Raw genomic sequence first — 25,357 nt, 5'->3', positions numbered from 1 at the left:
CGGATTTTTTCCTAACTGTCAACTGTCACTTGTCAACTGTCAACTGAAAAATTCCCTATCTTTGCAGAGCTAAATTGCAATGCATGAATATGTTTGAAGGATATGTGGGAATTCGTTTGTGGGACGGACAGTTGGTAGATGATGTGATCTTTTCATTGCTACTATCCTTGCTGGTCGCCTTCGCGATTATATTCCGCGCTAATTATCAGCATTTTATAAAGATGTTGAAAGATGTCGTGTATTTGAAAGAACGGCAGAATTTGTTTGATGAAACGGTAGGGAAAAGTGAGACTTTCTTTCGCCATTTTATGATTTTTCAGGCCCTATTCCTGTGTAGTATAGCATTGTTTACTATTGCCCGGGTAAGGGGAATAGTCAGTCACCTGGGAGAGAAAGAAGTCCTTTTTACAATTGTTTTTATTTTTTGTGTACTACTCCTGTTCTTCCAGTTTAAGCAATTCTGTAATTCTCTTTTGGGATTTGTTTTTACCTCTCCGGATAAGTATAGATTCTGGAAAAAAAGTTATAATGCGATAATGGGTAGCTGGGGCATTTTATTATACATTCCGGTGCTTTGGTTATTGTTCGTAGGTAGTAAAACATTGGCTCCCGTTATATTGTTTTGTATTTTCTATTTTTTGTGTCGTTTTGTAATAATTTATAAGACAATACGGATATTTCACAAGAATAATGTCGGATTATTATATATTAGTTTGTACCTTTGCACCCAAGAAATTTTACCTCTTATATTTTTGTACGAAGGTATGATTTTTTTGTATAACTTTATCGAGACGAGTACTCTATGGCATTGAACATCAAAAAGTTGTTGGTATCGCAACCGAAGCCTGCATCCGAGAAGTCACCGTATTTCGACATTGCAGAGAAATATGGGGTTGAAATCGACTTCCGTCCTTTTATCAAAGTAGAAGCTCTTTCATCTAAAGAGTTCAGACAGCAGAGAATTTCTATTCTGGACTATTCGGCAGTAATTTTTACTGCTCGTACTGCTATTGACCACTTTTTTCATTTATGTGAAGAACTACGTGTCACCATTCCGGAAACAATGAAATATTTCTGTATGACGGAAGCTATTGCAGTTTATCTTCAGAAGTATATCGTGTATAGAAAACGTAAAATATTTTTCGGCCAGACCGGGAAACCTGAAGATTTGGTTACCGTTATTGCAAAGCATGCAAAGGAGAAATATCTTGTGCCTGTATCTGACGTGCATAAAGAAGATTTGACTGCTATGCTGGATGCAAAAAAGATCAACTATACGAAGGCTGTAATGTATAGAACAGTAAGTAACGAATTTGCTAAAGATGAGAAATTTGATTACGATATGTTGGTATTCTTCAGTCCTTCAGGTATTTCTTCATTATTGAAGAACTTCCCCGACTTCAAGCAGGAAGATATAAAGATCGGTTGCTTTGGTCCTACAACGGCGAAAGCTGTAAAGGATGCCGGCCTCAGGCTGGATGTGGAAGCGCCTACTCCCGAAGCTCCTTCAATGACGGCTGCTTTGGATCTATATCTGAAGAAAGAGTTGGGTGGAAATAAAAAGAATGGAAAATAAAAGGTATACCCTTTCTAAAGAAGAGCGCCTGTCGTGGAAACGTTACATTGACCTGTTATTCGAAAAAGGGCAATCGTTTGTAGCGTTTCCACTGCGGGTTGTTTATTTACCGCTGGAAGAGGAGATGTCTGCTCCTGTCTCTATCCTGATCAGCGTTCCCAAGAAAAAATTTAAGCGTGCCGTAAAACGAAACCTGATCAAACGTCAGGTCCGTGAAGCCTACCGGGTACGTAAATACGATCTGATCGATCCGTTGACAGAAAAAAATAAGCGTATGCTTGTTGCTTTCCTTTATCTGGATAAAGAGATACATCCTTTTGCAGATATGGAAAAAGCAATGACAAAAGCAATCAAGGTATTGCGTGACAAAGAATAATGAAGAAATTCTTTACTACACTTCTCCTGTTGCCGGTTTATTTCTATAAATATTGTATTTCTCCTATGACACCGGCATCGTGCAGGTATACACCTACCTGTTCCGAATATGCTGTGCAGGCCCTGAAGAAATATGGTCCGATCAAGGGACTTTACCTAGCTGTCAAACGAATACTCCGCTGTCATCCGTGGGGGGGAAGCGGATATGATCCGGTACCGTAAATATGATTTACTACGATATACATACTCACCAGCCATCGGTTCATCCGGAGGATATTACGATTGTGAATACGATTATAAAAGAGGATTACGAATTGTCTTTACCAGCTGCATACTGTTCTGTTGGTATTCATCCGTGGTATATATATAATGTACGTGAACAGTTATCTTGTTTCGAATCGATAATCTCGGCTTCCAATGTTGTAGCTATTGGTGAAGCGGGTTTAGATAAGCTGGCGGAAACTCCCTTGGCTATTCAGCAGGAAGTCTTTCTGAAGCAAGCAGAATTAGCTAACGAGAAGAGCAAACCGCTTATTATCCATTGTGTAAAAGCCTGGGCGGAACTGATTGCTGCCAGGAAAATGGTAAAACCTCAAACACCTTGGATTATTCACGGTTTTCGTGGCAACGGTGAACTGGCACAACAGTTAATCTCACAAGGGTTCTATCTTTCTTTTGGTGCATATTTCAATCCCTCAGCACTCCAATCGGCATGGCCTGAGCGTATATTTGCAGAAACAGATGATAAAAAGATTGATATACAAGCTGTGTATCAACAAATCGCCTCTTCATTGCATCTATCCCTTGAAGAACTTGCTTCCGGTTTGGAAAACAATGTGCATAATATTTTTTCTATTGGTTATTAATCCCTGCAACGAAAGCGACTAACCATTGCAGTATCAAATAATTCTCTATTTTCAATTCTCCATTTTCAATTATAAAGTCGTACCTTTGCCCGCATTCAATTAAAACTATAATTAAAACGATGAATTTTGTTGAAGAATTAAGATGGAGGGGCATGATTCATGATATGATGCCCGGAACAGAAGAGCAGTTACAGAAAGAAATGACTTCTGCTTACGTTGGCATTGACCCGACGGCCGATTCATTGCATATCGGACACCTTGTTAGTGTAATGATGCTGAAGCATTTGCAACGTGCCGGACACCGTCCTATTGCTCTGGTTGGTGGTGCCACCGGTATGATCGGAGACCCTTCAATGAAGTCGGCAGAACGTAATCTGTTGGATGAAGCAACACTTCGTCACAATCAGGAAAGTATTAAAAAGCAGTTAGCTAAATTCCTGGATTTCGATTCAGATGCTCCTAATGCAGCCAAGTTGGTAAACAACTATGACTGGATGAAGGATTATTCATTCCTGAACTTTATCCGTGATATCGGTAAACACCTGACTGTTAATTATATGATGGCTAAGGATTCTGTAAAGAAACGTCTTAGCTCCGAATCAAGCGTAGGTATGTCTTTCACTGAATTCTCTTATCAATTGTTACAGGGATATGATTATTTGTTCCTGTATCAGAACGAAGGTTGTCGTTTGCAGATGGGTGGTTCCGATCAGTGGGGTAACATTACTACCGGTACAGAATTAATCCGTCGTAAGACAGGTGGTGAAGCTTTTGCTCTTACTTGCCCATTGATCACGAAAGCTGACGGTGGTAAATTCGGTAAGACTGAATCCGGTAACGTGTGGTTGGATCGACGTTATACATCTCCTTATAAGTTCTATCAATTCTGGTTGAATGTCAGTGATGCTGACGCTGCCAGATATATCAAGATCTTCACAGACCTGAGCAAAGAAGAGATCGCTGCACTGGAAGAAGAACAGGCTGCTGCTGCTCATCTTCGTCCTTTACAGAAACGTTTGGCGAAAGAGATCACGGTGATGGTTCACTCTTTGGAAGATTATGAAGCAGCAGTGGAAGCTTCTAATATCTTGTTTGGTAACTCTACTTCTGAAGCATTGAAGAAGCTGGATGAAGATACTTTATTAGCTGTATTTGATGGTGTGCCCCAGTTTGAGATCAACCGTGATGAATTGAGTGCCGGTGTTAAAGCCATTGATCTATTAACGGAAAAGGCTGCTGTTTTCGCTTCAAAAGGGGAAATGCGTAAACTGGTACAGAGTGGGGGTATAAGCCTAAATAAGGAAAAACTTGCAGATGCAGAAGCTGTTATCGATTGTTCATCTCTGTTGGATGAAAAATACCTGTTGGTTCAGAGAGGTAAAAAGAATTATTACTTGCTGATTGCAAAATAATACTGAACAAATAATCGTTCCAGCAATATTAAACGAAAGGAACACAAATATCAAATGAAAGAAGCATATATGTGTTTTATTCGTTTGATATATATCAAACGCAAAAGTGTTCGAATACAAATTAATGTAAGATGCTGGAGATTGGAATGGCGATAGCTATATTCCTATAAGGAAGAAAAAATAGAAAAAACGCTTGCAGGGTAAGAATTTATTCTTACCTTTGCATCGCTTTAGATAAAGCGCCGGATTGTCTCATGGTGTAATGGTAGCACTACAGTTTTTGGTTCTGTCTGTCGAGGTTCGAATCCTCGTGAGACAACAGAAAAAAGAAAAGGTCTGAAATGTATATTTCAGACCTTTTCTTTTATAAACAATTCTTCTTTTACTGCATATTTTTAGCTATAACAAAAGAATTGATATTTTCCGTTTTGAGCCTTGTTTTAAATGAAAGAATCGAGTTCTTGAGGAACTATGGTGGTTATTGAATAATAAATATCTGGAAATCAATCGTATGTGTAAAATGTGTTATTCCCTCATATATATTCTTTTTTAAAGACTCTTTCTCTATTTATAATGAAATCATCGGATTCAAACGCTCAAATTAACCATTTATAATATAAATAGTTTATATTTGTCATTAAAGAAAGACATTAGTTCCTCAAGAACTTCGTATTATAACTGATGAGGATTATTGTGCAATTAAGAAATTCATAGCTTGGGGCCTATTGATGTACATAGAATAAAAGAAGGAGATCAGGAAGCTTTTAAAAGATTTTTTGTTCACTTTTATCCGAAGCTCATGTCGTTGGCTTGTCGTTTTGTAGATGATCAGGCCGCTAGAGATTTGGTACAGGATATTTTTGTATTCTACTGGGAACAAAAACAACAAATAGATGTAGACAATGTGCAATCTTATCTTTTCAAAGTCCTTCAAAACCGGTGCTTGAATTATCTGAAGCATCAAATGGTTATAGAAGAATATACTGCTAAAATACGAATAGCGGAAGCCCGTATTGCTTTCCTGAATGACCGGACTGATTCTAATGATGTTTTGAAACAAATAATTAATTGGGATCTCCGAGAACAGATCGAGGCTTCTGTAAAAAAATTACCCCCAAAAGCAGCGGAAGTATTCCGTTTGTGTTACTATGAGGATATGCCACACAAAGAAATTGCTGATAAACTCAAAATATCAGTACGCACAGTTGCGAGTCATATCCGGACTGCAGTGCTTTTTCTACGGGAAGATCTAAAAGATTTGCTGATACTTTATTTCGTTTTTTTCCGGATTATAAATTAAGTTGAACTTTTTTCATTTTTGACTACGTAGTTTTGAATGCCTCAGTTGTCTTCTTTATATAAACGATAAGGAAGATGTATGAATGAGGAAATATTAATACGATTTTTAACCCACCGTTGCACACCGGAGGAAATAGAAGAAGTCGATAGATGGATTGCTGCCAATCAGGCTAATGCCGATTGGTTGTTTGAGATGGAACGTATCTGGAGCCTGAAAGACCAGTTGCGTTTTTCTGACAAACAAGAGATTGAAATGGCCTATGCTCGTTTTATGTCCGGATTACAAGAAAAGGATATAAGAATGGAGACAGTCCGAAAACGTCCTTATCTATTTTGGATGAAATATGCTGCTGCAATTCTATTGATTGGATTACTAAGTACTAATCTGTATTTTTTATTGAAGGAAGAACCATCTTCTATGAATATGGTTGAAGTACCTAATGGTCAAAGAGTTTCTTTGACTTTATCCGACGGTACGAAAGTCTGGCTGAATTCTCATAGTAAATTTACTTATCCTGCCCGATTTTCTTCTAAGAACCGCGATGTTGAACTTGAAGGTGAAGGTTTTTTTGAGGTTGCGCATAATGAAAAAGTCCCATTTGTTGTACATGCTGATTTACTTCAGGTAAAAGTATTGGGTACTAAGTTTAATGTGAAAGTATACAATGAAGAGCCTTCTGCAATAACGTTGGCTGAGGGAAAAGTAGAAGTCGCTACAAATGATAATGAACATAAAGTCACTTTAAGACCTAATGAGCAGGTTACTTATTCAAGAGAAAATGGCTTGGCTGTTAATAAGTCGGTCAATACGTCTTTAGTCAGGTCGTGGACGGTCGGTGAAGCAGCTTATGTGAATGAACAGTTAATTGATATTGTGACTGATTTGGAGCGTCGTTTCAATGTTCATATCACAGTGAAAGACCCGGAACTCAATACCGAATTGTTTACCTGCCGTTTTAAAGAAACGGCTAAAATAAATCAGGTATTGACATTATTGAAAGATACCCGCAAACTGGATTATAAAATTCAGGGGGATCAGATACAAATTTATAAACCTTTAAAATGAGGATGCTTATGAAGAAAACTTAGATGTTATAAGAAATGAAGAACCGAAGATGCCGCAAACATCCCCGGTTCGGATTAAGCAAGTAACGCATTAGAGACAACCTAAATTTATTACTAACTAATCATTTACAAATGTATGAAATTTATTATGAAAAGCATGTCATGCGATAATAAGAAGTCGCCATGGCTCCGAAAAACTTTGTTTATTATGAGATGTATCTTGTTGTTCTTACTATTGGGTACAATGCAAATTACTGCAAGTGTGACTTATTCGCAGTCGGTAAAATTTTCTCTGAATGTAGAGAACTCTTCGGTGCAGGATGTCCTTTCAATTATTGAACAGAAAAGTGCATTCTATTTTACTTATAATGTTAATCAGATTAATACACAACGTAAAGTATCTATAACGGTGGAAGACAAAACCGTTACAGAAGTATTGAACCAGCTTTTTGAAAAAGAAGGTATAAAATATCAGATTAGCGATAAACATATTGTTTTATATAAAGCTGATGAAGCTGTTCCTGCTTTGGAAAATATCAATCAGCAAAAGGGTATTACTATCTCGGGGGTTGTAAAAGATTCGAATGGGGAACCGATCGTTGGAGCAAATGTCCTGGAGAAGTCTGCAACCAATGGGACTGTAACTAACATGGATGGTCAGTTCACATTAACTGTTCCAACAAATGCCAGATTAGTTATTTCTTATATAGGTTATAATACCCAAGAGATTAATGTCGCCGGAAGAACAGTCATAAACGTAACTTTGACTGAAGATTTTAAGGCACTTGATGAAATTGTCGTAGTTGGTTATGGTACACAAAAGAAAGTAAACCTGACAGGTTCTGTTGCTTCTGTCAGTTCGGAAGATATCAAAGATCGCGTACAGACAGATGTATTAAGTTCTATTCAAGGAACGGTTCCGGGTGTAACTATTATTTCCCGTCCGGGAAAAGACGTTTCTATCAACTTTCGTGGTCGGGGTAATTTGGGTACTTCCGAACCTCTTTATGTAATCGATGGAGCTATTGCCGATGCAACATTCTTTTCTAATCTGGATCCGAACAGTATTGAAAATATTTCTTTCCTGAAGGATGCTGCATCTTCAGCGATCTATGGTTCACGTGCCGCCTATGGTGTTGTCTTAGTTACAACAAAGCAAGGCAAGGACGGGCGAATGGAAGTTTCTTACAGTGGTATGGTAGGGATGAAAGCACCGAGCTATACACAAGATCTTGTCAACTCATGGGAATATGCCGAATTATATAATGAGGCATTGTATAATACGAATCCTTCTGCAGGGAAAAATCAGGGGTATTCGGCTAGTGATATCGAGTTGTTCAGAAAAGGAACCGAGCCTGATCTGTATCCGAATACGAATTGGGTGGACCTGGTATTCGATGATTGGACCGTTACTACCAAACATTCTTTGAACTTTTCGGGAGGAACTAAGAAGTTACGTTATTTTGCAGGATTGGGTTATGTCTATGATACGGAGAATATCCGGAATCGGGATACCCGACGGTATAATCTGAATTTGAATGTATCATCGGATGTAACTGATTGGTTGACATTTCGCGGAAGTGTGAAGTATATCCAGCGTAATAAAGATATTGACGGAGGAACACCTTCGTTTGATAATATGCTGATCGTTCCGAGTACCTTCGTTGCCCGTCAGTCCAATGGCGAATGGGGATCTGTTGAGTCGGGTCATGAAGCCAGTGGAACGTTTGCCGGTGGTAACCCATTGCGTGCTTATAGTACGAATGATTGGACTAAAAATACAATTGAAAACTCAATGTATGAACTGGCATTCGATTTAAAGCCGATAAAAGGTCTGGTTATCACAGGCCAGGGTACCTATAAATCGTATGAATACAAAAACAAGGCATACACTAGCTTAAAAGACGATGTACCCAGTTTCTTGAACCCAGGTACGGTAATCGGTGGTACGGGGAATACGGTTAACTCGATGGAAGTAAACTGGAAAAAACATAATTTTCTGACTTATACAGGAACGGCCAGTTATAATTGGACGAAAGATATCCACTCACTTTCAGCTTTGGCCGGTGTATCTTATGAACATTATCAGGAAGAAACACTGATGGCTTCCCGCCAGGACTTCCCGGCTGATTCATTTGATGATCTGTCGGCAGGAGCAACATCCGGTTCATTATATAAGAATGGTTCCAGTATGCAAGAGTATAAGATGTTTTCTTATTTCGGTCGTATTAATTATACCTTAATGGAACGGTATATGCTTGAAGCAAATTTTAGAGCAGATGCTTCTTCCCGTTTCCATGCAGATAATCGCTGGGGATATTTCCCTTCATTTTCAGCAGGCTGGAGAATCAGCGAAGAATCTTTTATGGAAAGTACACGTAACATTATTGATAATTTGAAACTCAGAGCATCTTATGGAACGTTGGGCAATATTAATAATGTAGGTAATTACGATTATTTTCAGAACTATGGAAGCCGTAAAGTTTCAGGTGTAGATGCTTATTACTCTTTTGGCGACTCACCTGCCAAAGTGATTGAGGAAACGAAGCCGGCTAATCCTTCATTGAGTTGGGAAAAGGTGGCTTTGACCGATATAGGCGTGGACTTTGATTTGTGGAATGGTAAATTGAGTGGTACAGCTGACTATTATATCAAAAATACCAGTAATATTCTGCTGGCCTACAATGTGCCTTTGGAGACAGGCATCACAAATGCTCCTTCACAAAATGTGGCGAAAGTACGTAATCGTGGGTTTGAATTTGCATTGGCACACCGTAATACGATAGGAGATGTCTCTTATATGATCAGTGCAAACATTGCAACAAACAATAATGAGATAACTGATTTATCTTCTTCGAACGATATTATCAAAAATCTGGAAAATGGTCATGGCGTGGCTAAATATATTTTGCGTGAAGGTGAATCTATCGGTTCTTTCTACGGTTTTAAGAGCGATGGTTTATATACACAGGAAGAGATCGATGCCGGACATTATTATACTTATGGCGGGGTCACTCCAAATGCCGGTGATACTAAGTTTATTCCTCAACGTAAGTTGGATTGGGGTGAAGAAATTACGGATAATGACCGTACGATTATTGGTTGCGAAGTACCTGATTTTACTTATGGAATCAACCTTTCGGTAAATTATAAAAACTTTGAATTCTCGATCTTCGGACAAGGAATCAGTGGTGCAGATGTGGCCTTTGAAGTTTATCAGGTACATCCGTTCTTCCACGGTCAGGATAATCCAAGAAGATATCATATGGGCAGATGGACTGAAGCGAATCCCAACCCTCATGCCATTTATCCGAGAATTTATACGGCAAGTAGCCCGCATACTACTTATAACAGGGCATTTAATGATTATCACTTGTTTGATGCTGACTATTTCCGTTTCAAGACAATGACTTTGGGTTATAATGTTCCGAAGAATGTAGTGTCCCGTTTAGGAATCTCTTCATTGAAGGTATATCTGACCGGTGAGAATTTATTCACTATTCGTGCAGACAAGAAAATGAAGGATTTTGATCCGGAAGCAACTAGCAGTACTGTCCGTGCTTTGGGTAGTAAATCTTTAGCGTTTGGTGTGAATGTATCATTTTAATTGAAGGAGAATTGTTTATGAAATTACATATAAAAAGTTTAGTTCTATTTTGCGCATTGACAGGTGTTTTAATCTCTTGCGATATGGAGGTGGTTCCACCGGCAGAGATTTCTGCTGAAAATTTCTGGCAGACGGAAAAGGATGCCTGGTATGCTTTGAACGGCTGTTATCAATCCATGCCGGGACTGGATATCTGGGATGAAATGTGTACGGATAATGCACACAGCCATAAGCCTTGGGAAGGTAATATGGAGATGGTTCAGCAAAACGGTATCAATACTGCTGCCACTTATGGGGATTATAAATTTAATGCAATCCGGACAGCCAACTCATATATAGCTCGTGTTGATGGTTGTGATATGAGTGAAGAACTTAAAGAAAGGACAAAGGCTGAAGCTCGTTTTTTCAGAGCTTTTGCTTATCTGAATCTGACCCAGTATTTTGGTAAAGTCGCTATTGTTACAGACGAACTTCCTTATGATGCACCGACTGTTGCCCGTAATTCTGTGGAAGAAGTTCGTGATTTCATCCTGACGGAACTGGCTGAAGCTGCAGCAATATTGCCGGAGAGTTATAGTGGTGGTTTCATGAATGAAGCAGGCCGTGTGACACGCTATGCCGCTTTATCTCTACGTGCTCGTGCCGCCTTATATTTTGGCAATTATGCAGAAGCAGAAAAATCGGCTAAAGCAGTAATGGATAGTGGTAAATATTCATTATTTAAGCTGACGTCATTAAGTGCTGCCCAGGAACAGGAGGCTAAAGAAATGGATTTGTATATAGATTTTGCCGGATTGGGCATTGATAAGGATAAATATGTGAAAGGTATGTTTAGCTATGAGGCCCTTTGGCAAGGAGCGAATGCAACACCGGCTAATCCGGAATATGTGTTGACTCATGAATATATGGAAGATCCGTATGCTTACGATCAATATCGTTATACTTATTTTATTCCATTGTCGATGTCTATTCAGAATGGTTATTCATCTTTTGAACCGATGCAGGATTTGGTAGATGCTTACTGGAATATAGATGGAAAGACTCTTCCGGAGAAGATTTCGGTAGATACTCGTAAGGCTAATTATGATAAGATATGGAACTATGCGAAAAATTTAAGTGCAGGCGATTATAAGGCTTTTGCTACCAGTTCCAATCTGATGACCTATGATTATATGAAAGAGTTCAAGAATCGTGACAGTCGTTTGTATGTGACGTTGATGTTTCCGTTTAAGGGATGGCATGAAACAGCTGTTGGTGAATTTTATTACAAATGGGACCCGGATGTGATCAACAAGAATGGTAATGAATCGTGGACCGGATTCAGCTATCGTAAGATGGTGTCCTGGAATCCTTATGTTGCCAGTCCTTATGGTGCAGCCGAAGATTATCCGACTATCCGTTATGCCGAAGTTTTGCTGACATTTGCCGAAGCTCATTTAATGACAGCCGGTTATGATGATCAGGTTCGTTCCGCTTTGAATCAGCTGCGTGATCGTTGCGGTATGCCGGATGTTCCGGTTTCTCTGGGTACACAGGAAGCAATCGATTTTTTACGTAACGAAAGACGTGTCGAGTTGGCTGTAGAAGGTCATCGTTATGATGATGTAAGGCGCTATGGAAGTGAATATTGCAATAAGTACCTGAATGGTCCGTCAACTGCTCCGAACGGTTATGTGGTAATTAACAAGAAATGGGATGATCGTTTGATGTTGATGCCGATACCTACTACTGCTATAGATGTGAATCCATTATTGAAGGATGATCAGAATCCAGGTTATTAATTTGTAATCAATGATGAATCGATGAAAAAATATATAGGATATGCAGGACTGTTCTTATGTTTGTTGTCTTGTTCCCCAAAAACGGAAACTCTGAATGGCGATAGTCAGTATCTTCCGTTTGCCCCGGATGGAATACCTTTCACGGTGGCGGATACTATGTGGAGAGCTGATATGCAAGGTAATCACAGAGCAGTAGTGCAGGTTTCCGATATAAATGGTAATACAGCGGTTAAGGCTGTATTACCATGGCGTCGCCCGGATTTACGTCCTGAAACCAAAAAGATTGTAGTTGTTGATGCGCAGACCGGTCAGGAGATCAAGAATGTAGAAGTGTCGGACTTTTCTTCGGAGTCTGGTACGGTTACTTTCGAGCCTGTATCGGGAAAAGGACTTTATTATATTTATTATTTGCCTTATAAATATAGAAAAGGATGGGGAGATGCCCGTTATGGTAAACCTTGGAATGACTATCTGCCTCCGGTTTATGAAGCGGATAATGCATGGAAGTCCGCATTATCGGGAGATCTGCCTGAAGCAGAGGTACTTCGTTTTGAAAGTCGTTCTAAATTCGATGCATTTACTCCAATGGGAATTATTGCAACGGTCGCTGAAACGAATAGTTTATTGAAACAGCATCCGGAAACTCCGATCCTGTTCCCCGAAGATAGGGCTTTTCCGATTCGTTTACCTCACCAGCTACCTGTTCGTTGGGTGAAAAACGGACCTGCCGGATCATTTGCTGGTGTTGCTTTACGAAATGAATATTATGTTTGGCAGATTGGAGTTTGGGCAGCTCGTGAAGAATTGAATGACGTCAGGCTTTCATTCAGCGATTTGACAAATGGTTCTGCCATGATTGCTAAAGAAGAGATTACTTGTTTTAACCAGGAAGGCATTAACTGGGATGGGAAACCGATCACTTTTAATATTCATGTGCCAAAGGGAGATATTCAGGCTCTTTGGTGTGGAGTTCAGATTCCTGAAGATGCAAAAGCCGGGGTTTATCGTGGAACTGTCGATTTTTCAGCTAAAGGGGTTGCTTCAAAAGTAATTCCGGTTGAGATAACTGTTACGGGAGAGATCCTGGCAGATAAAGGAGATGGTGATCTTTGGAGACATGCCAGGTTGAGATGGCTGAATTCCAGGATCGGTGAAGATAACGAACCGGTTACTCCTTATCAGGCAATGAAGGTCGATGGCGACAGAATTCAGGCCACAGATAAAACGTTACAGATAGCATCTAACGGCTTGCCTGCTTCTATCCAAATCAATGGCGAACAGGTTTTGGCAAAGCCATTCCGTTTCGTTATCGTTACAAATAAAGGATCTGTTTCTTTTGATGCGACGGACGCTGTTTTGAAGAAAGATGCAAATGGCCTGGTTTCCTGGATGTCCTCTTATTCTAAAGATGGTATCCATTTTACGAACCATGCTTCTATGGAGTATGACGGATATGTCCATTATGATTTACAAGTTTCTGCAGAACAAGATATGGTCGTGAAGGATATACGTTTGGAAACCGACTATACACCTTATGCTTCGGAGTATTTTATGGGTACAGGTTTTGGCGGAGGCTTCCGGCCAGTATCCTATCAATGGAATTGGGAAGGTCCATGGGATAGCTATTGGATGGGAAATGCGAAAGCAGGTTTACACGTAGAGTATAGAGGGGGAAGTTATCATGGTCCTCTGTTGAATGACTACAAACCGGCAGCACCCAGAGCCTGGTCGAATCATGGAAAAGGTACTGTTCAGATATCAGGAGCTAAAGGACAAAGCGCTAAGGTTGTGGCAAGTACAGGTGTCGATACTTTGTCGGTACAACCTCGGAGTTACGAATTTGCTTTATTGATTACACCGCTTAAACCATTGGAGCCTGCGAAGCATTTTTCTGAACGCTATTATCATGCGGAACATACCGGATTCGATAAAGCGGCCGAGGAGGGTGCGAATATCATTAATATTCATCATGCAAAACCTTTGAATCCGGTTATTAATTATCCGTTTATCGTACGGGATTCGTTGATTGGATTTATCAAACACGAGCATGAGTTCGGACGAAAGGTCAAGTTATATTATACCATTCGTGAATTGACGAATTATGTACAGGAGATCTATGCTCTGAAAAGTTTGAAACATGAGATATTTGTTTCTGGTCCGGGATATGGTTTACCTTGGCACTGTGAACATTTGATTGATGATTATCGGGCAGCCTGGTATTCGGAAATGCCTAATGAGACTTCGGATGCAGCTTTGGTATTGAATGGTTTTTCCCGTTGGATCAACTATTATCTGGAGGGGTTGCGTTGGATGTTTGAGAACTATGATCTGGATGGAATTTATATGGATGACGTTTCATTCGACCGTCCGGTGATGAAGCGTATGCGGAAGATAATGAATCAATATCATCCGGGGGCTTTGATAGATTTACATTCCAATACATGGTATTCCGTTGGCCCCGCAAATCAGTATACAGGCTTTTTCCCATATGTAGACCGGTTGTGGTTTGGTGAGAGCTTCAAGTACAACGAAATGCATCCGGATGAATGGTTCGTAACTTTCTCCGGTATTCCGTTCGGTGTAATGAGTGAGATGTTACAGGATGGTGGTAACCGTTTCCTGGGTATGGTGTACGGAACAACTGCACGTCATTCTTACGGAAAATATTCACCGACTCCGGTTTGGGATTTGTGGAAATCGTTTGGCATAGAAGATGCAAAGATGCTTGGTTACTGGGATGAAGCTTGTCCTGTCAGGACTTCGGATCCGGAAGTGAAAGCTACGGCTTATGTAAAGTCTGATAAGGTTCTGATATCGATTGGAAACTTCTCAAATCAGGAGAAAAGTATTTATCTGACTTTTGATTGGAAGGCTTTAGGTATAGATGAAGCAACCGTTTCGTTAGAAGCTCCGTTTGTAAAAGATTTTCAGCAGGCTTCTACTTTTAAACTGAATGACAGGATTCTTGTAAAAAGTAAAGAGGGTTGGTTGCTGGTTTTATCAAAAAGACAATAGACTTCAGCCTAATCAATCCAGTAGTAGAGTGATGATAACCTTGTTTGGATCTTTATCAAGAATACTATGAAAAAGAAAGGAAAAGGAAGATCTTTATTCTGATCCTGTTTGTGGGATATTAGAGAAGAACTTCCTTTTCTGTCTTTATAGATCTTCTTAAAAGTTTTGATTTATATAAATTGATTACCATGAAAAAAAGTATACTCCTTCTTTGTGCCAGCGCACTATTGCAACCTTTGTCCGCACAGCAACAGGCGACAGTTACCGAAAGTGTACAAACAGTTAAAACCTATCCGTTCTCTGATCCTGATCCGGTGGCGGATCCCTCCGATCTGTTCTATCCTTATTTCCGTTTCGATGGTTTTTCTGCTAAAGGAACCGACAAGCAATGGAAAGTAGTCTCTCTTGAAAATGATTATATCAAACTGACTCTCTTCCCCGAGATAGGTGGAAAAATATGGGGAGCCGTAGATAAAACGACCGGAAAGGAGTTTATCTACAACAACCATGTCGTGAAGTTCCGTGATATTGCGATGCGTGGTCCGTGGACATCAGGCGGTATCGAGTTCAACTTCGGTATTATCGGTCATGCACCGACTTCCAGTACGCCGGTCGACTATGTGACCCGACAGAAACCGGACGGAAGCGTGAGTTGTTATGTCTCTTCTTATGAACTGGTTACCCGGACACTGTGGACCGTAGAGGTGAATCTGCCGAAAGATAAGGCTTACTTTACGACAACAACAACCTGGCATAACGGTTCATCCATCGACCAGCCTTACTATCAGTGGATGAACGCAGGCTATCCGGCAGCGGGAAATGCAGAGTTCTGCTATCCCGGAACCAATTATATCGGACACGGCGGCGAACTCCATTCTTTCCCTTTGGATGAACAGGGCCGCGACATCTCCTGGTATGAAAAGAACGACTTCGGTAATTCCAAATCGTATCATATCGTAGGGAAGTATAACGATTTCTACGGTGCTTACTGGCATGATAACGATTTCGGCTCCATCCATCATGCGGATTATGACGAGAAACTGGGAATGAAGATTTTTCTTTGGGGTCTTTCCCGAGAGGGAGGTATCTGGGAAGATTTGTTGACGGATACCGACGGTCAGTATATCGAACTGCAATCTGGGCGTATGTATAACCAACCTGCTTCTAACAGTGGCTTTACTCCGTATAAACATACAGCGTTCGGTCCGCAGGCAACGGATCAATGGACTGAGTACTGGTTCCCGGTAAAAGGAATAAAAGGAGTCTCGAAAGCTGGTCGTATCGGTGCCCTGAATGTATTGCGCGAAGAAGGTTTCCTAAAATTGTATTTTTCTCCTCTGCAAGAACTCTCTACGACTGTAAAGCTTTATGAAGGAGAAAAAGAAGTGGGTTCTTTCGCTCTTAACTGCGGAGTGCTTGAAACATGGAAAGATTCTATTCCGTTGAATGAGAGTGTTGCTTCCGGTAAACTGAAAGTAGTGGTAGGTGAGAACCTGTTGGTCTATTCAGAGGTTCCTTTAGATAATATAACGAGCCGCCCTAAACTAACACCTGCCGATTTCGATTGGAATTCCGTGTATGGTCTTTACACCCAGGGAGAGCAATGGATGAACCAGAAAGTACTTGATAAAGCGGAGAAATATTTATTGTCCTCACTGGAGAAAGATCCTTATTTCCTGCCCGCCTTGACTGGTTTGTCTTCTCTTTATTATCGCCAGGCTCGTTATGAGGAAGCTCTTTCCCGTTGTAAAACCGCGTTGAGTATTAATGCGTATGAAGGGAAAGCAAACTATCTGTATGGTTTATGCAACATGGCATTGGGAAATAAAACGGATGCCAAAGACGGTTTTTCGGTAGCCTCTTATTCGATGGATGTCCGTAGTGCAGCTTATGAGAAGTTGGCAGAAATGTACCTGATGGATAATGACTGGTCGAAAGCCGAACATTATGCCTTGAGAAGTAAAGAGTTCAATCGTATGAATCTGAGTGCCGATCATGTTCTAATGGTGGTTTATCGTAAAACCGGTCAGCCGGATAAGGCGAAGGCTATTATCGATCCGTTGTTGGAAGACCTTCCGTTATATCATGCCGCACGTTTTGAGAATTACCTGCTGAACAGAATGGATGAAAAAGACTTCGGATCTCTGATTCGTAACGAGCTTCCTTTCGAGACTTATATGGAATTGGCAGAATGGTATGAAACAGTAGGTTGTAATGAAGAGGCCCTGAGCTTATTCTCTTTTGCAGAAAATTATCCGATTGCAGGTTATAAAAAAGCCTGGCTATTGCATAAGAGTGGAGATGAGGCCGGAAGCATGATTGCGTTAGAAAAGGCAAACGCTCAGTCTCCGGAAGCTGTATTTCCTTTTCGTCCCACTTCTTTAAAAGCGTTGGAGTGGGCAAAGACGGTTCGGCCAGACTGGAAAATCAGCTATTATGAAGGTTTGATTTATTGGGCTAATCAGGATAAAGCGAAAGCATTGGTACTGTTTGAGGGGTGTAGCGGAGCGAATTATGCACCGTTTTATCTGAGTCGTGCTTCTTTAAAAGAGGGTGAATCCCGGTTGACGGATTTGTTAAAGGCAGAGCAGGTAGATGAATCGTGGCGCACCGGATTTGCTTTGATCAACTTTTATATCTCCAATAATCAATGGCAACAGGCTGTTGAAATCGGAAAGAAATATATTAAAAAATATCCTTCGAACTATTATATTGGCTTGAAGTATGCAAAAGCATTATGTGAAACGGGCCAATATCAGCCATGTATTTCTTTGTTAAGTAAAATACAGGTGTTACCGAATGAAGGTTCGTATGCAGGACGTGCAGTTTATCGTGAGGCCAATTTGTACCGGGCGATGGAACAACTGAGAAGCAAGAATTATAAACAGGTGATGAAAAGTGTAGAAGCGTCGAAAGAATGGCCGGAGAACTTAGGTGTAGGTAAACCTTACGATAATATGATCGACAGCCGTCTGGAAGATTATCTGGAAGCAAAGGCTGTTACCGGACAAGGAGATGGACAGAAGGCTTCTGTGCTGTTATCTGCCGTTGCCGGTTATCAGACATCCCATTCTTATTTCGATTCCGGAAACCTGTTAAGTGCTTTGGCTTTACGTGAGTTGGGTAAAGAGTCGGAGGCTAATCGTATGGTTACTTCCTGGAGTACGGACTTCCCGGGAAATCGTATAGCAGAGTGGTGTACCGCTATTTACCGTGGTGAAAAAGAGAAAGCTGCAGAAATGCTCAAGTCACGGAAGAAACAGACGGATACGACACCATGGGAATCTTCTTTCCGTGATTCTAATTTTGAGCTGATCGTTCGTTTGTTTTGATTTTTACAAATTATTACTGCCTGTTTGTATGAATTGGCTGTAAGTGCATATCGACCCGGAGTGACACATTTATTGTTGCTTCGGGTTGTAATATGTTTCTTGAGCTTTTGTATTTTTCTTTGGAGGATAAAATTGTTATCTTTGGTGCTTTATTTCAGGAAGAAACATAAGAATTTATGTTTAATGGAGGGAGATTGTGATAAGTATGGATAATGAACTTTTATATCGTCTTAAAGAAGGGGACAGGGATGCTTTTAATTCCGTCTATTGGCGGTATAGTCCAAAAGTATACAATACCGTTCTGTATTTATTGAATGATTCTGATATTGCTGAGGATGTTGTGCAGGAACTCTTCCTGACTATTTGGGAAAAACGCGAGAACATTCAACCTGAGCTTAATTTTGAAGCTTATATTTCAACTATCGCCCGTAATTTAGCATATAAATATATAGAAGAAGCTCTTCGTAAAAATCAACCGCTCGAAGAGCTCAATGATATAAAACTGATATCCAGTTCAGAGGAAGATGCCATTGAAGCCGATTCATTGCGGGAGTATATTTTTAATGTCATTTCTTCATTTCCGGAAATGCGCCGGAAAGTATTTATCATGAGCCGTTTTGAAAATCTGTCGCATACCGAAATAGCAGAAAAATTAGCCTTATCTGAACGTACGGTAGAAGCCCATATCTATCAGGCTTTGAAAGAACTCCGTAAAGTGCTGGGCAATAAGGCTGTGGCTTTCCTTCTTATTTATCTTTCCTTGTAAAAGCACATATTCCTTTTCTAAATGCTTCCTTAGATTTATGACCAATATGTAAATTAAAGTTAAACACAAACATTTTTTATCTTTCGACTAAGTAGTAGACACACTTGGAAGACTATTATATATAAACGAATCAATAATGAGAATAGAATTACTTCACCGTCTGATAGCAGGTTCCACCACTGAAGAAGAAAATCGGCAGTTAATGGAATGGTTCCGGCAGTGTGCATCCCGGGAAGAGTTTTTCAAACTTTTCGAGAGAGCATGGAAAGATAGTTCGGATGAAATGCCCAGAGATGTACAGGAACGTATGTATCGTCGGTTGAATCGTGGTTTGGATGAAGAGAAAAAACAAGCTAAAGTCATTCCGTTGCGTTCGCGTTTTTCCTGGAAAATCTGGCAACGGGTTGCGGTGGCTTGCATTATCATTGTTTTAAGCCTGGTCAATTATAATATGTATCAAAAGCAGAAACAATTATCGACACAGAATTTCATGGTATCGGCAGAGAAGGGACAACGGGCTTTCGTTACTTTGCCTGATAGTACGAAAGTATGGTTGAACTCTGATACGAAGATCAGCTATCCGGCAGACTATGGTATGAAAGAACGGAATGTGGCATTGGTGGGGGAAGCTTATTTTGAAGTTGCTAAAAATCCGGCTAAACGTTTTGTTGTGGAAATCAAAGGTATGCAGGTAGAAGCTCTGGGAACTGCATTCAATATAAATTCATATAAAAATGACAATAAAATTATTGCATCGCTGTTTGACGGTTCCGTTCGAGTGAGTTATGAAGACCATGTAGCGATCCTCAAACCGCATGAATCAGTGAAAGTCGACCTGTTGACCCACGATTTCCTGCAGTACGAAGATAATAACATGAAGGATATAGCCCTTTGGCGGGAGAATGAAATTACATTCGACGGTGAATCCTTGGAAGAGATTGCAGGTATCATAAACCGTCTGTACAATACGACCATATATATAGAAGACGAATCGTTAAAGAAAGAATGTTATATAGGAACTGTTCGGAATAACAGTCTTGAAAACTTTATCGACATCATCAACCTCACTACTCCTGTAGTGTATGAGAATAAAGGTGATACCGTATTCCTGAAAAGAAGAGATCCTTAACAGGGTCTGTTAACCATATATAGAAATAAATCTAATGTTTAATCTAACAAAATGCCTATGAGGAAGGAATAAAAGAAAAGAAGAGAGGTAACCCTTTACAGAGCTACCTCGTCAATACAATTTTTGCAGATATCCCTAAAGTTGATATAGCCGATGTAGGAGACCGGCTGTTATTAACGGGACTCTTCTGCTTACAAAGTTACAAACATTTATTTTATCTACATCTTATTTCTAATTAAAAGAAAAATGAGTAACATGAAGCATTTATTTAAACAAATGGTTATTCTGACACTATTGTTAACCCTTCCACTATTGGAAATCCACGCTCAGATAACCATCAATATGAAAGACAAACCCGCTTCGGAGGTGGTGAAGCAAATTGAAAAAGTAAGCAAATATCGTTTTTTTTATAAGAAAGGCCTTCCCGGTATGAATACCCCCATTACTGTTGATGCAAATGATCAAAGTATTGAATCTGTGTTGGGGCAGATCGTTCAGCAGATACCTGTTTCTTATGCTATAAAAGGAGAAACTCAGGTGGTACTTACTGAGCCCGAACTTCAAAATTCGAATACCAACCTTACTAAATCCGTGAAAGGAACGGTAACCGATGCGAACGGAGAACCCATTATCGGAGCGAATATTATGGAAAAAGGAACGGTCAACGGAACGATTACCGATATGGATGGTAACTTTTCATTGACAGTGAAAGAAGGAGCGATTCTGGTCGTTTCGTATGTCGGTTATATTACTCAGGATTTACCCGTTAAGAATAAAGATACATTGGTTGTCCATTTAAAAGAGGATTCACAAGCGCTCGGGGAAGTAGTAGTAACTGCTTTGGGTATTAAGAGAGAAGAGAAAGCATTGGGTTACTCAGTCCAAAAGATGAGTGGTGACGATATGCCGATGGCTAAAGCTGTCGATATAACTACTTCATTGACAGGTAAAATTGCCGGGTTGAATATTCAGAATAATACTGAATTTGATCAGGATGCAACGATCTCATTACGTGGCTCTACTCCTCTATTGATTGTAGATGGTATTCCTTATGCCAATTTATCGATCAATGAAATTGCTGCCGATGATATTGAATCTGTCGATGTACTGAAAGGGGCAACCGCTTCAGCATTGTATGGAGCAAGAGGTTCCAGCGGTGCAATCATGATTACGACAAAGAAAGGATCGGATAAGGAAGGATTGAACATCAACATTAATAGTAATACCATGTTTTTCTCCGGTTATCTGGCTTTTCCTGAAACACAACATTCATACAGTGCCGGTACAGGTGGTAAATATAATAATAATTCGGTGTGGGGAGATAAGTTGGATATTGGACGTACTGCCGTTCAATGGGATCCGAAAACGTACGAATTCAGAGAAATGGAACTTACTTCCAAAGGAAAAGATAATTTCAATAACTTCCTTCAGTTTAGTATGGTAACAAATAACAACGTAAGTGTTACCCAGAAAGGAAAATATGGTTCTTTCAGAGCTTCCGCCACACAAGTTTACCATAAGGGGGAATATCCTAATCAGAAATTGAATAAAATGACTTTCTCCGTAGGCGGTGAAATGAAATGGCAGAAATTTTCGATGGATGCAACGGCGGCCTACAATAAACGTGTATCGTCGAATACGGTAGGTTCGGGATATAGTAGCAGTTATATCTATAATATGGTGATCTGGGGCGGAACCGAATATGATGTTCGCGATTATAGAGACTACTGGGTGAAAGGAAAAGAAAATGAAATGCAGAACTGGTATGATAAGAGTTGGTATGATAACCCCTGGTTTAAAGCTTATGAACAGATCACTTCGTATGATACTGATGTGTTCAATACCTCTGTCAACACCAGTTATGAGATTACTCCCTGGTTGAAGGCAATGGCTCGTGCCGGTGCGGATATTTATAACAAACGGGAAGAATCCAGAAATGCGATCAGTGCAAACGGAGCATGGGATAAGAAAGGATATTACAGTATAAATAAAGATACTAAATTCAGTGTCAATGCCGACGCTATGTTGATGGCCGATAAAACTTGGGGCAAGTTTAATCTAAATGGAATGTTCGGAGGTAATATCTTCTATCGCCATGACGATGATATGCTGAGTAAGACACAGGGAGGACTTTCTATTCCCGGATATTATTCGTTGAAGTCATCCTCCGACCCTGTCAGCGCGACAAGCAGTTTGAAACAAAAACGGGTAAACAGTATCTATGGAAAAGCTTCTGTTTCCTGGAACAGTACCTATTATTTGGATATTACCGGACGTAATGACTGGTCTTCAACTTTACGCTCCGACGAGCGCTCTTATTTTTATCCTTCGGTGGCAGGCAGTGTAATCTTATCGGAAATATTACCGTTACCTTCCTGGTGGAATTTCTTGAAAGTGAGAGGGTCATGGACTACTACAAAGCAAGATGCAGATATATACGCTAATAATAATGTATACGAAGTTACAACAAATGTCTGGGATGGTTTGTCTACCGCTTCCTATCCTGAAGCTCTGATCGGAGGAATTGTTCTTCCTCAGAAATCCGAAACCTGGGAGGCCGGTCTGGCTCAAACCTTTTTACAGAAACGGTTAAATATCGACTTTGCCTATTATCATAAGTTGGAGTCTGATTTTATTATTGATGGAGGCGTAAGTGAGTCTACCGGATATAAATCTATTCAGACGAATAGTAAAGAGCAACGTTTACGTACCGGTGTAGAACTGGTAGTAGGAGGAACACCCATCCAAACGAAAGATTTCAATTGGCATATTCTGACGAACTGGTCACACGATAATTATACTTATCATAAATTGGATCCTGATTATTCCACAAAACGTCCCTGGATCAAAGAAGGAGCCGACTGGGACTGGATTGCCATTAATGACTGGGAACGTGACCCTGACGGAAACATTGTTCACAACGGAGGTATTCCTGTACGACAGACGTTCCAGAAGAAAGTCGGTAAATATGTTCCCGATCTGGTGTGGGGTATAACCAATACATTGCGATATAAGAACTGGACATTAAGTTTTACGTTTGACGGGCGTGTCGGTGGTATCTCTTATTCTAAAACTCACCAGATGCTGTGGAATTCAGGGACACATGTAGACTCTGATAACCAATTCCGTTATGATGAAGTTGTAAATGGGAATATTTCTTATGTCGGAGAAGGAGTAAAGGTTGTTTCCGGTGCGGTAAAAAGAGATCCGGATGGCAATGTCCTGGAAGATACACGAGTTTTTGCGCCTAATGATGTCGTGGTTTCTTATGAAAGTTATATTACTAAGTATCATGACTCTCATGCAAGCCCGAGCTGGCAGAATATGCTGAGCCAGACTTTCTTTAAACTTCGGAATCTCTCCCTGACTTATGATATACCGTCGTCGGCCTGTAAGAAAGTCGGGATGAAAAATGCTTCTGTTAGTTTTACCGGTCAGAACCTGCTTCTGTGGGCGAAAGATTTTAAATATGCAGACCCGGAAAGAGGTGGTGAAACAGAAGAGTTGAATGCACCGTCTCAGCGTTATATGGGTTTTAATATTAAAGTTGATTTCTAATAAAGTATACAAATGAGAAATATGAAAAATATAAAAATAGTTAGCTGTTTACTGGCGTATGTTCTTTCGTTTTCAGCTTGTACATCGACTTTTGATGAAATGAATACGAACCCGGATGCAACAACCCAGGTTAAATCGTCCATGTTGGCTACCACCGTAATAAAGGACATGGTTACGAAGATATGGGAGTATAATGAGTTTCTGAGCCGGAGGATGTTTTGGGGGGAACAGATTAATAATGCCCAATACAACCGTTTCGGAACAGATAGTTTTTCTTATATCCGGATACTGACGAATGCGAAACAAATGATGGAATTGGCTTCCGAGGAAGATAAAGATGCCTATTCCGGATTGTTCTACTTTATGAAAGGATGGAATTTCTGGCGTTGTACGATGAGTATGGGAGATATCCCTTATTCGCAGGCCCTGGATATAGAAGAGTATCGTTATCCGGTTTACGACAGTCAGAAAGATGTTTTTATAGGTGTTTTGTCCGACCTGGAAAAAGCAGATGAATTCTTTGCTACGGCTAATACATTCGAAGGTGATCCGTTTTATAAAGGTGATCCGGTGAAATGGAGAAAAGCGACGAATGTTCTGCGGTTGAAGGTGTTGATTTCTTTGTCTAAGCGTGTGGATGATACGCCCGAGTTGAATATAAAGGAGACATTTGCCAGGATAGTAGCGGAGGGTAACCTGTTCCGGAGCAATGACGATAATTTGCAGGTTGTTTATTCAGATAAGCAAGGCCAGCAGAATCCGTTCCATAATAGTTTTGTGAAGAGTATTAACGAATATGCCGGTTCTGCCCTATTGATCGATCCGTTGAAGAAGTTTGAGGATTATCGTTTATTCTATTATTTTTCTCCGGCCCAGGCCATGACCGATGAGTTGTATCTGGCTCCGGGACAAAAACTGTTGGAGCCGAGTGACTGGAATGCTTATCAGGGATTGGATGTTGCTGCCGTATTCGGGGAAGAGTCCAAAAAGATTGCTAACAAGATGCATTCGCGCCCGAATGGAGTATACCGTCTGAGTTATGCAGGAGTTCCATATATTCGTTTAGGATATGCGGATATGAATTTTACGATTGCTGAGGCTATCGAACGGGGTTGGCTAAAAGGAGATGCCCAAAAATACTATGAAGATGGTATCCGTGCTTCTTTCCGGTTCGTTGCATCTACTGTTCCTGCAGAATATCAAAACGGAAGAGAGATTACAGATGAATATATTGAGAATTATTTGAAAGGTCCGTATGTTGCCTATAATACGAAAGGAACACAGACCGAACGTTTGAAACAGATTTGGATCCAGGTTTATATTGCCCGTTATTATCATATGCAGTATGATGATTATTATGATTACCGTCGGAATACTTATCCGGAGTTTCCTATAAATCCGAATACGAATTTGAACGATGATAAAACAAAAATCCCCATGCGCTGGCAATATCCGGAGAATGAGCTATTGTATAATAAGGAACAGTATCTTGCCGCATTGGATCGCCAATGGGGTGGTACGGATAATGTTAATAATGTGATGTGGTTGTTGAAATAGTTTTTATAATAAAGAGATG

The 25,357-nt window shown here is 40.2% G+C and carries 16 protein-coding genes; all 16 read left to right on the top strand.

The features are described from left to right. Positions 1 to 83 precede the first annotated feature (83 nt). A complete protein-coding gene (locus BQ7394_RS23445; protein ID WP_075559601.1) occupies positions 84 to 812 on the top strand; it encodes a DUF4271 domain-containing protein in 729 nt (242 codons plus the stop codon). Further along, on the top strand, positions 809 to 1,576 hold the full coding sequence (locus BQ7394_RS23440; protein WP_075560210.1) for a uroporphyrinogen-III synthase: 768 nt from the start codon (positions 809 to 811) through the stop codon (positions 1,574 to 1,576). Before BQ7394_RS23445 ends, BQ7394_RS23440 begins: the two co-directional genes overlap by 4 nt. Beyond that, positions 1,566 to 1,952: a ribonuclease P protein component gene (gene rnpA, locus BQ7394_RS23435; RefSeq protein ID WP_075559600.1), complete on the top strand. Its 387-nt coding sequence runs from the start codon at positions 1,566 to 1,568 to the stop codon at positions 1,950 to 1,952. Before BQ7394_RS23440 ends, rnpA begins: the two co-directional genes overlap by 11 nt. Further along, positions 1,952 to 2,173: a membrane protein insertion efficiency factor YidD gene (yidD, locus tag BQ7394_RS23430; RefSeq protein ID WP_075559599.1), complete on the top strand. Its 222-nt coding sequence runs from the start codon at positions 1,952 to 1,954 to the stop codon at positions 2,171 to 2,173. The genes rnpA and yidD overlap by 1 nt, the downstream gene beginning before the upstream one ends. Before the next feature lie 2 nt (positions 2,174 to 2,175). After that, positions 2,176 to 2,817, top strand: a complete 642-nt coding sequence (locus BQ7394_RS23425; protein WP_075559598.1) for a TatD family hydrolase — start codon at positions 2,176 to 2,178, stop codon at positions 2,815 to 2,817. Positions 2,818 to 2,936: 119 nt separating this feature from the next. Next, a complete protein-coding gene (gene tyrS / locus BQ7394_RS23420) occupies positions 2,937 to 4,229 on the top strand; it encodes a tyrosine--tRNA ligase (RefSeq protein WP_075559597.1) in 1,293 nt (430 codons plus the stop codon). 715 nt (positions 4,230 to 4,944) lie between these two features. Continuing rightward, on the top strand, positions 4,945 to 5,529 hold the full coding sequence (locus BQ7394_RS23410) for an RNA polymerase sigma-70 factor (RefSeq protein WP_082212141.1): 585 nt from the start codon (positions 4,945 to 4,947) through the stop codon (positions 5,527 to 5,529). Between the two features lie 78 nt (positions 5,530 to 5,607). After that, positions 5,608 to 6,594, top strand: a complete 987-nt coding sequence (locus BQ7394_RS23405; protein WP_075559595.1) for a FecR family protein — start codon at positions 5,608 to 5,610, stop codon at positions 6,592 to 6,594. 207 nt (positions 6,595 to 6,801) lie between these two features. Next, positions 6,802 to 10,200 carry a TonB-dependent receptor gene (locus tag BQ7394_RS23400; RefSeq protein ID WP_207213350.1) on the top strand — a complete coding sequence of 1,133 codons (3,399 nt, stop codon included), beginning with the start codon at positions 6,802 to 6,804 and terminating at the stop codon, positions 10,198 to 10,200. Between the two features lie 17 nt (positions 10,201 to 10,217). Further along, complete coding sequence (locus tag BQ7394_RS23395; protein WP_075559594.1) at positions 10,218 to 11,981, top strand: RagB/SusD family nutrient uptake outer membrane protein; 1,764 nt, start codon at positions 10,218 to 10,220, stop codon at positions 11,979 to 11,981. Positions 11,982 to 12,002: 21 nt separating this feature from the next. Continuing rightward, positions 12,003 to 14,996, top strand: coding sequence for a glycoside hydrolase domain-containing protein (locus BQ7394_RS23390; RefSeq protein WP_075559593.1), 2,994 nt, complete (start codon positions 12,003 to 12,005; stop codon positions 14,994 to 14,996). A gap of 188 nt (positions 14,997 to 15,184) precedes the next feature. Further along, complete coding sequence (locus tag BQ7394_RS23385; protein ID WP_075559592.1) at positions 15,185 to 18,328, top strand: DUF5107 domain-containing protein; 3,144 nt, start codon at positions 15,185 to 15,187, stop codon at positions 18,326 to 18,328. 205 nt (positions 18,329 to 18,533) lie between these two features. Next, the gene (locus tag BQ7394_RS23380; RefSeq protein WP_075559591.1) at positions 18,534 to 19,094 is read left to right on the top strand and encodes an RNA polymerase sigma factor; all 561 of its coding nucleotides are present in this window, start codon (positions 18,534 to 18,536) and stop codon (positions 19,092 to 19,094) included. A 136-nt stretch (positions 19,095 to 19,230) separates the two neighbouring features. Then, positions 19,231 to 20,223, top strand: coding sequence for a FecR family protein (locus BQ7394_RS23375; protein WP_075559590.1), 993 nt, complete (start codon positions 19,231 to 19,233; stop codon positions 20,221 to 20,223). 246 nt (positions 20,224 to 20,469) lie between these two features. Beyond that, on the top strand, positions 20,470 to 23,781 hold the full coding sequence (locus BQ7394_RS23370; protein WP_394333709.1) for a SusC/RagA family TonB-linked outer membrane protein: 3,312 nt from the start codon (positions 20,470 to 20,472) through the stop codon (positions 23,779 to 23,781). 21 nt (positions 23,782 to 23,802) lie between these two features. Then, on the top strand, positions 23,803 to 25,338 hold the full coding sequence (locus BQ7394_RS23365; protein WP_075560208.1) for a SusD/RagB family nutrient-binding outer membrane lipoprotein: 1,536 nt from the start codon (positions 23,803 to 23,805) through the stop codon (positions 25,336 to 25,338). The last annotated feature ends 19 nt before the right edge of the window (positions 25,339 to 25,357 follow it).

This window comes from Parabacteroides timonensis, assembly GCF_900128505.1.
GTDB lineage: Bacteria > Bacteroidota > Bacteroidia > Bacteroidales > Tannerellaceae > Parabacteroides > Parabacteroides timonensis.
This window is presented reverse-complemented; position numbering and strand designations above follow the sequence as displayed.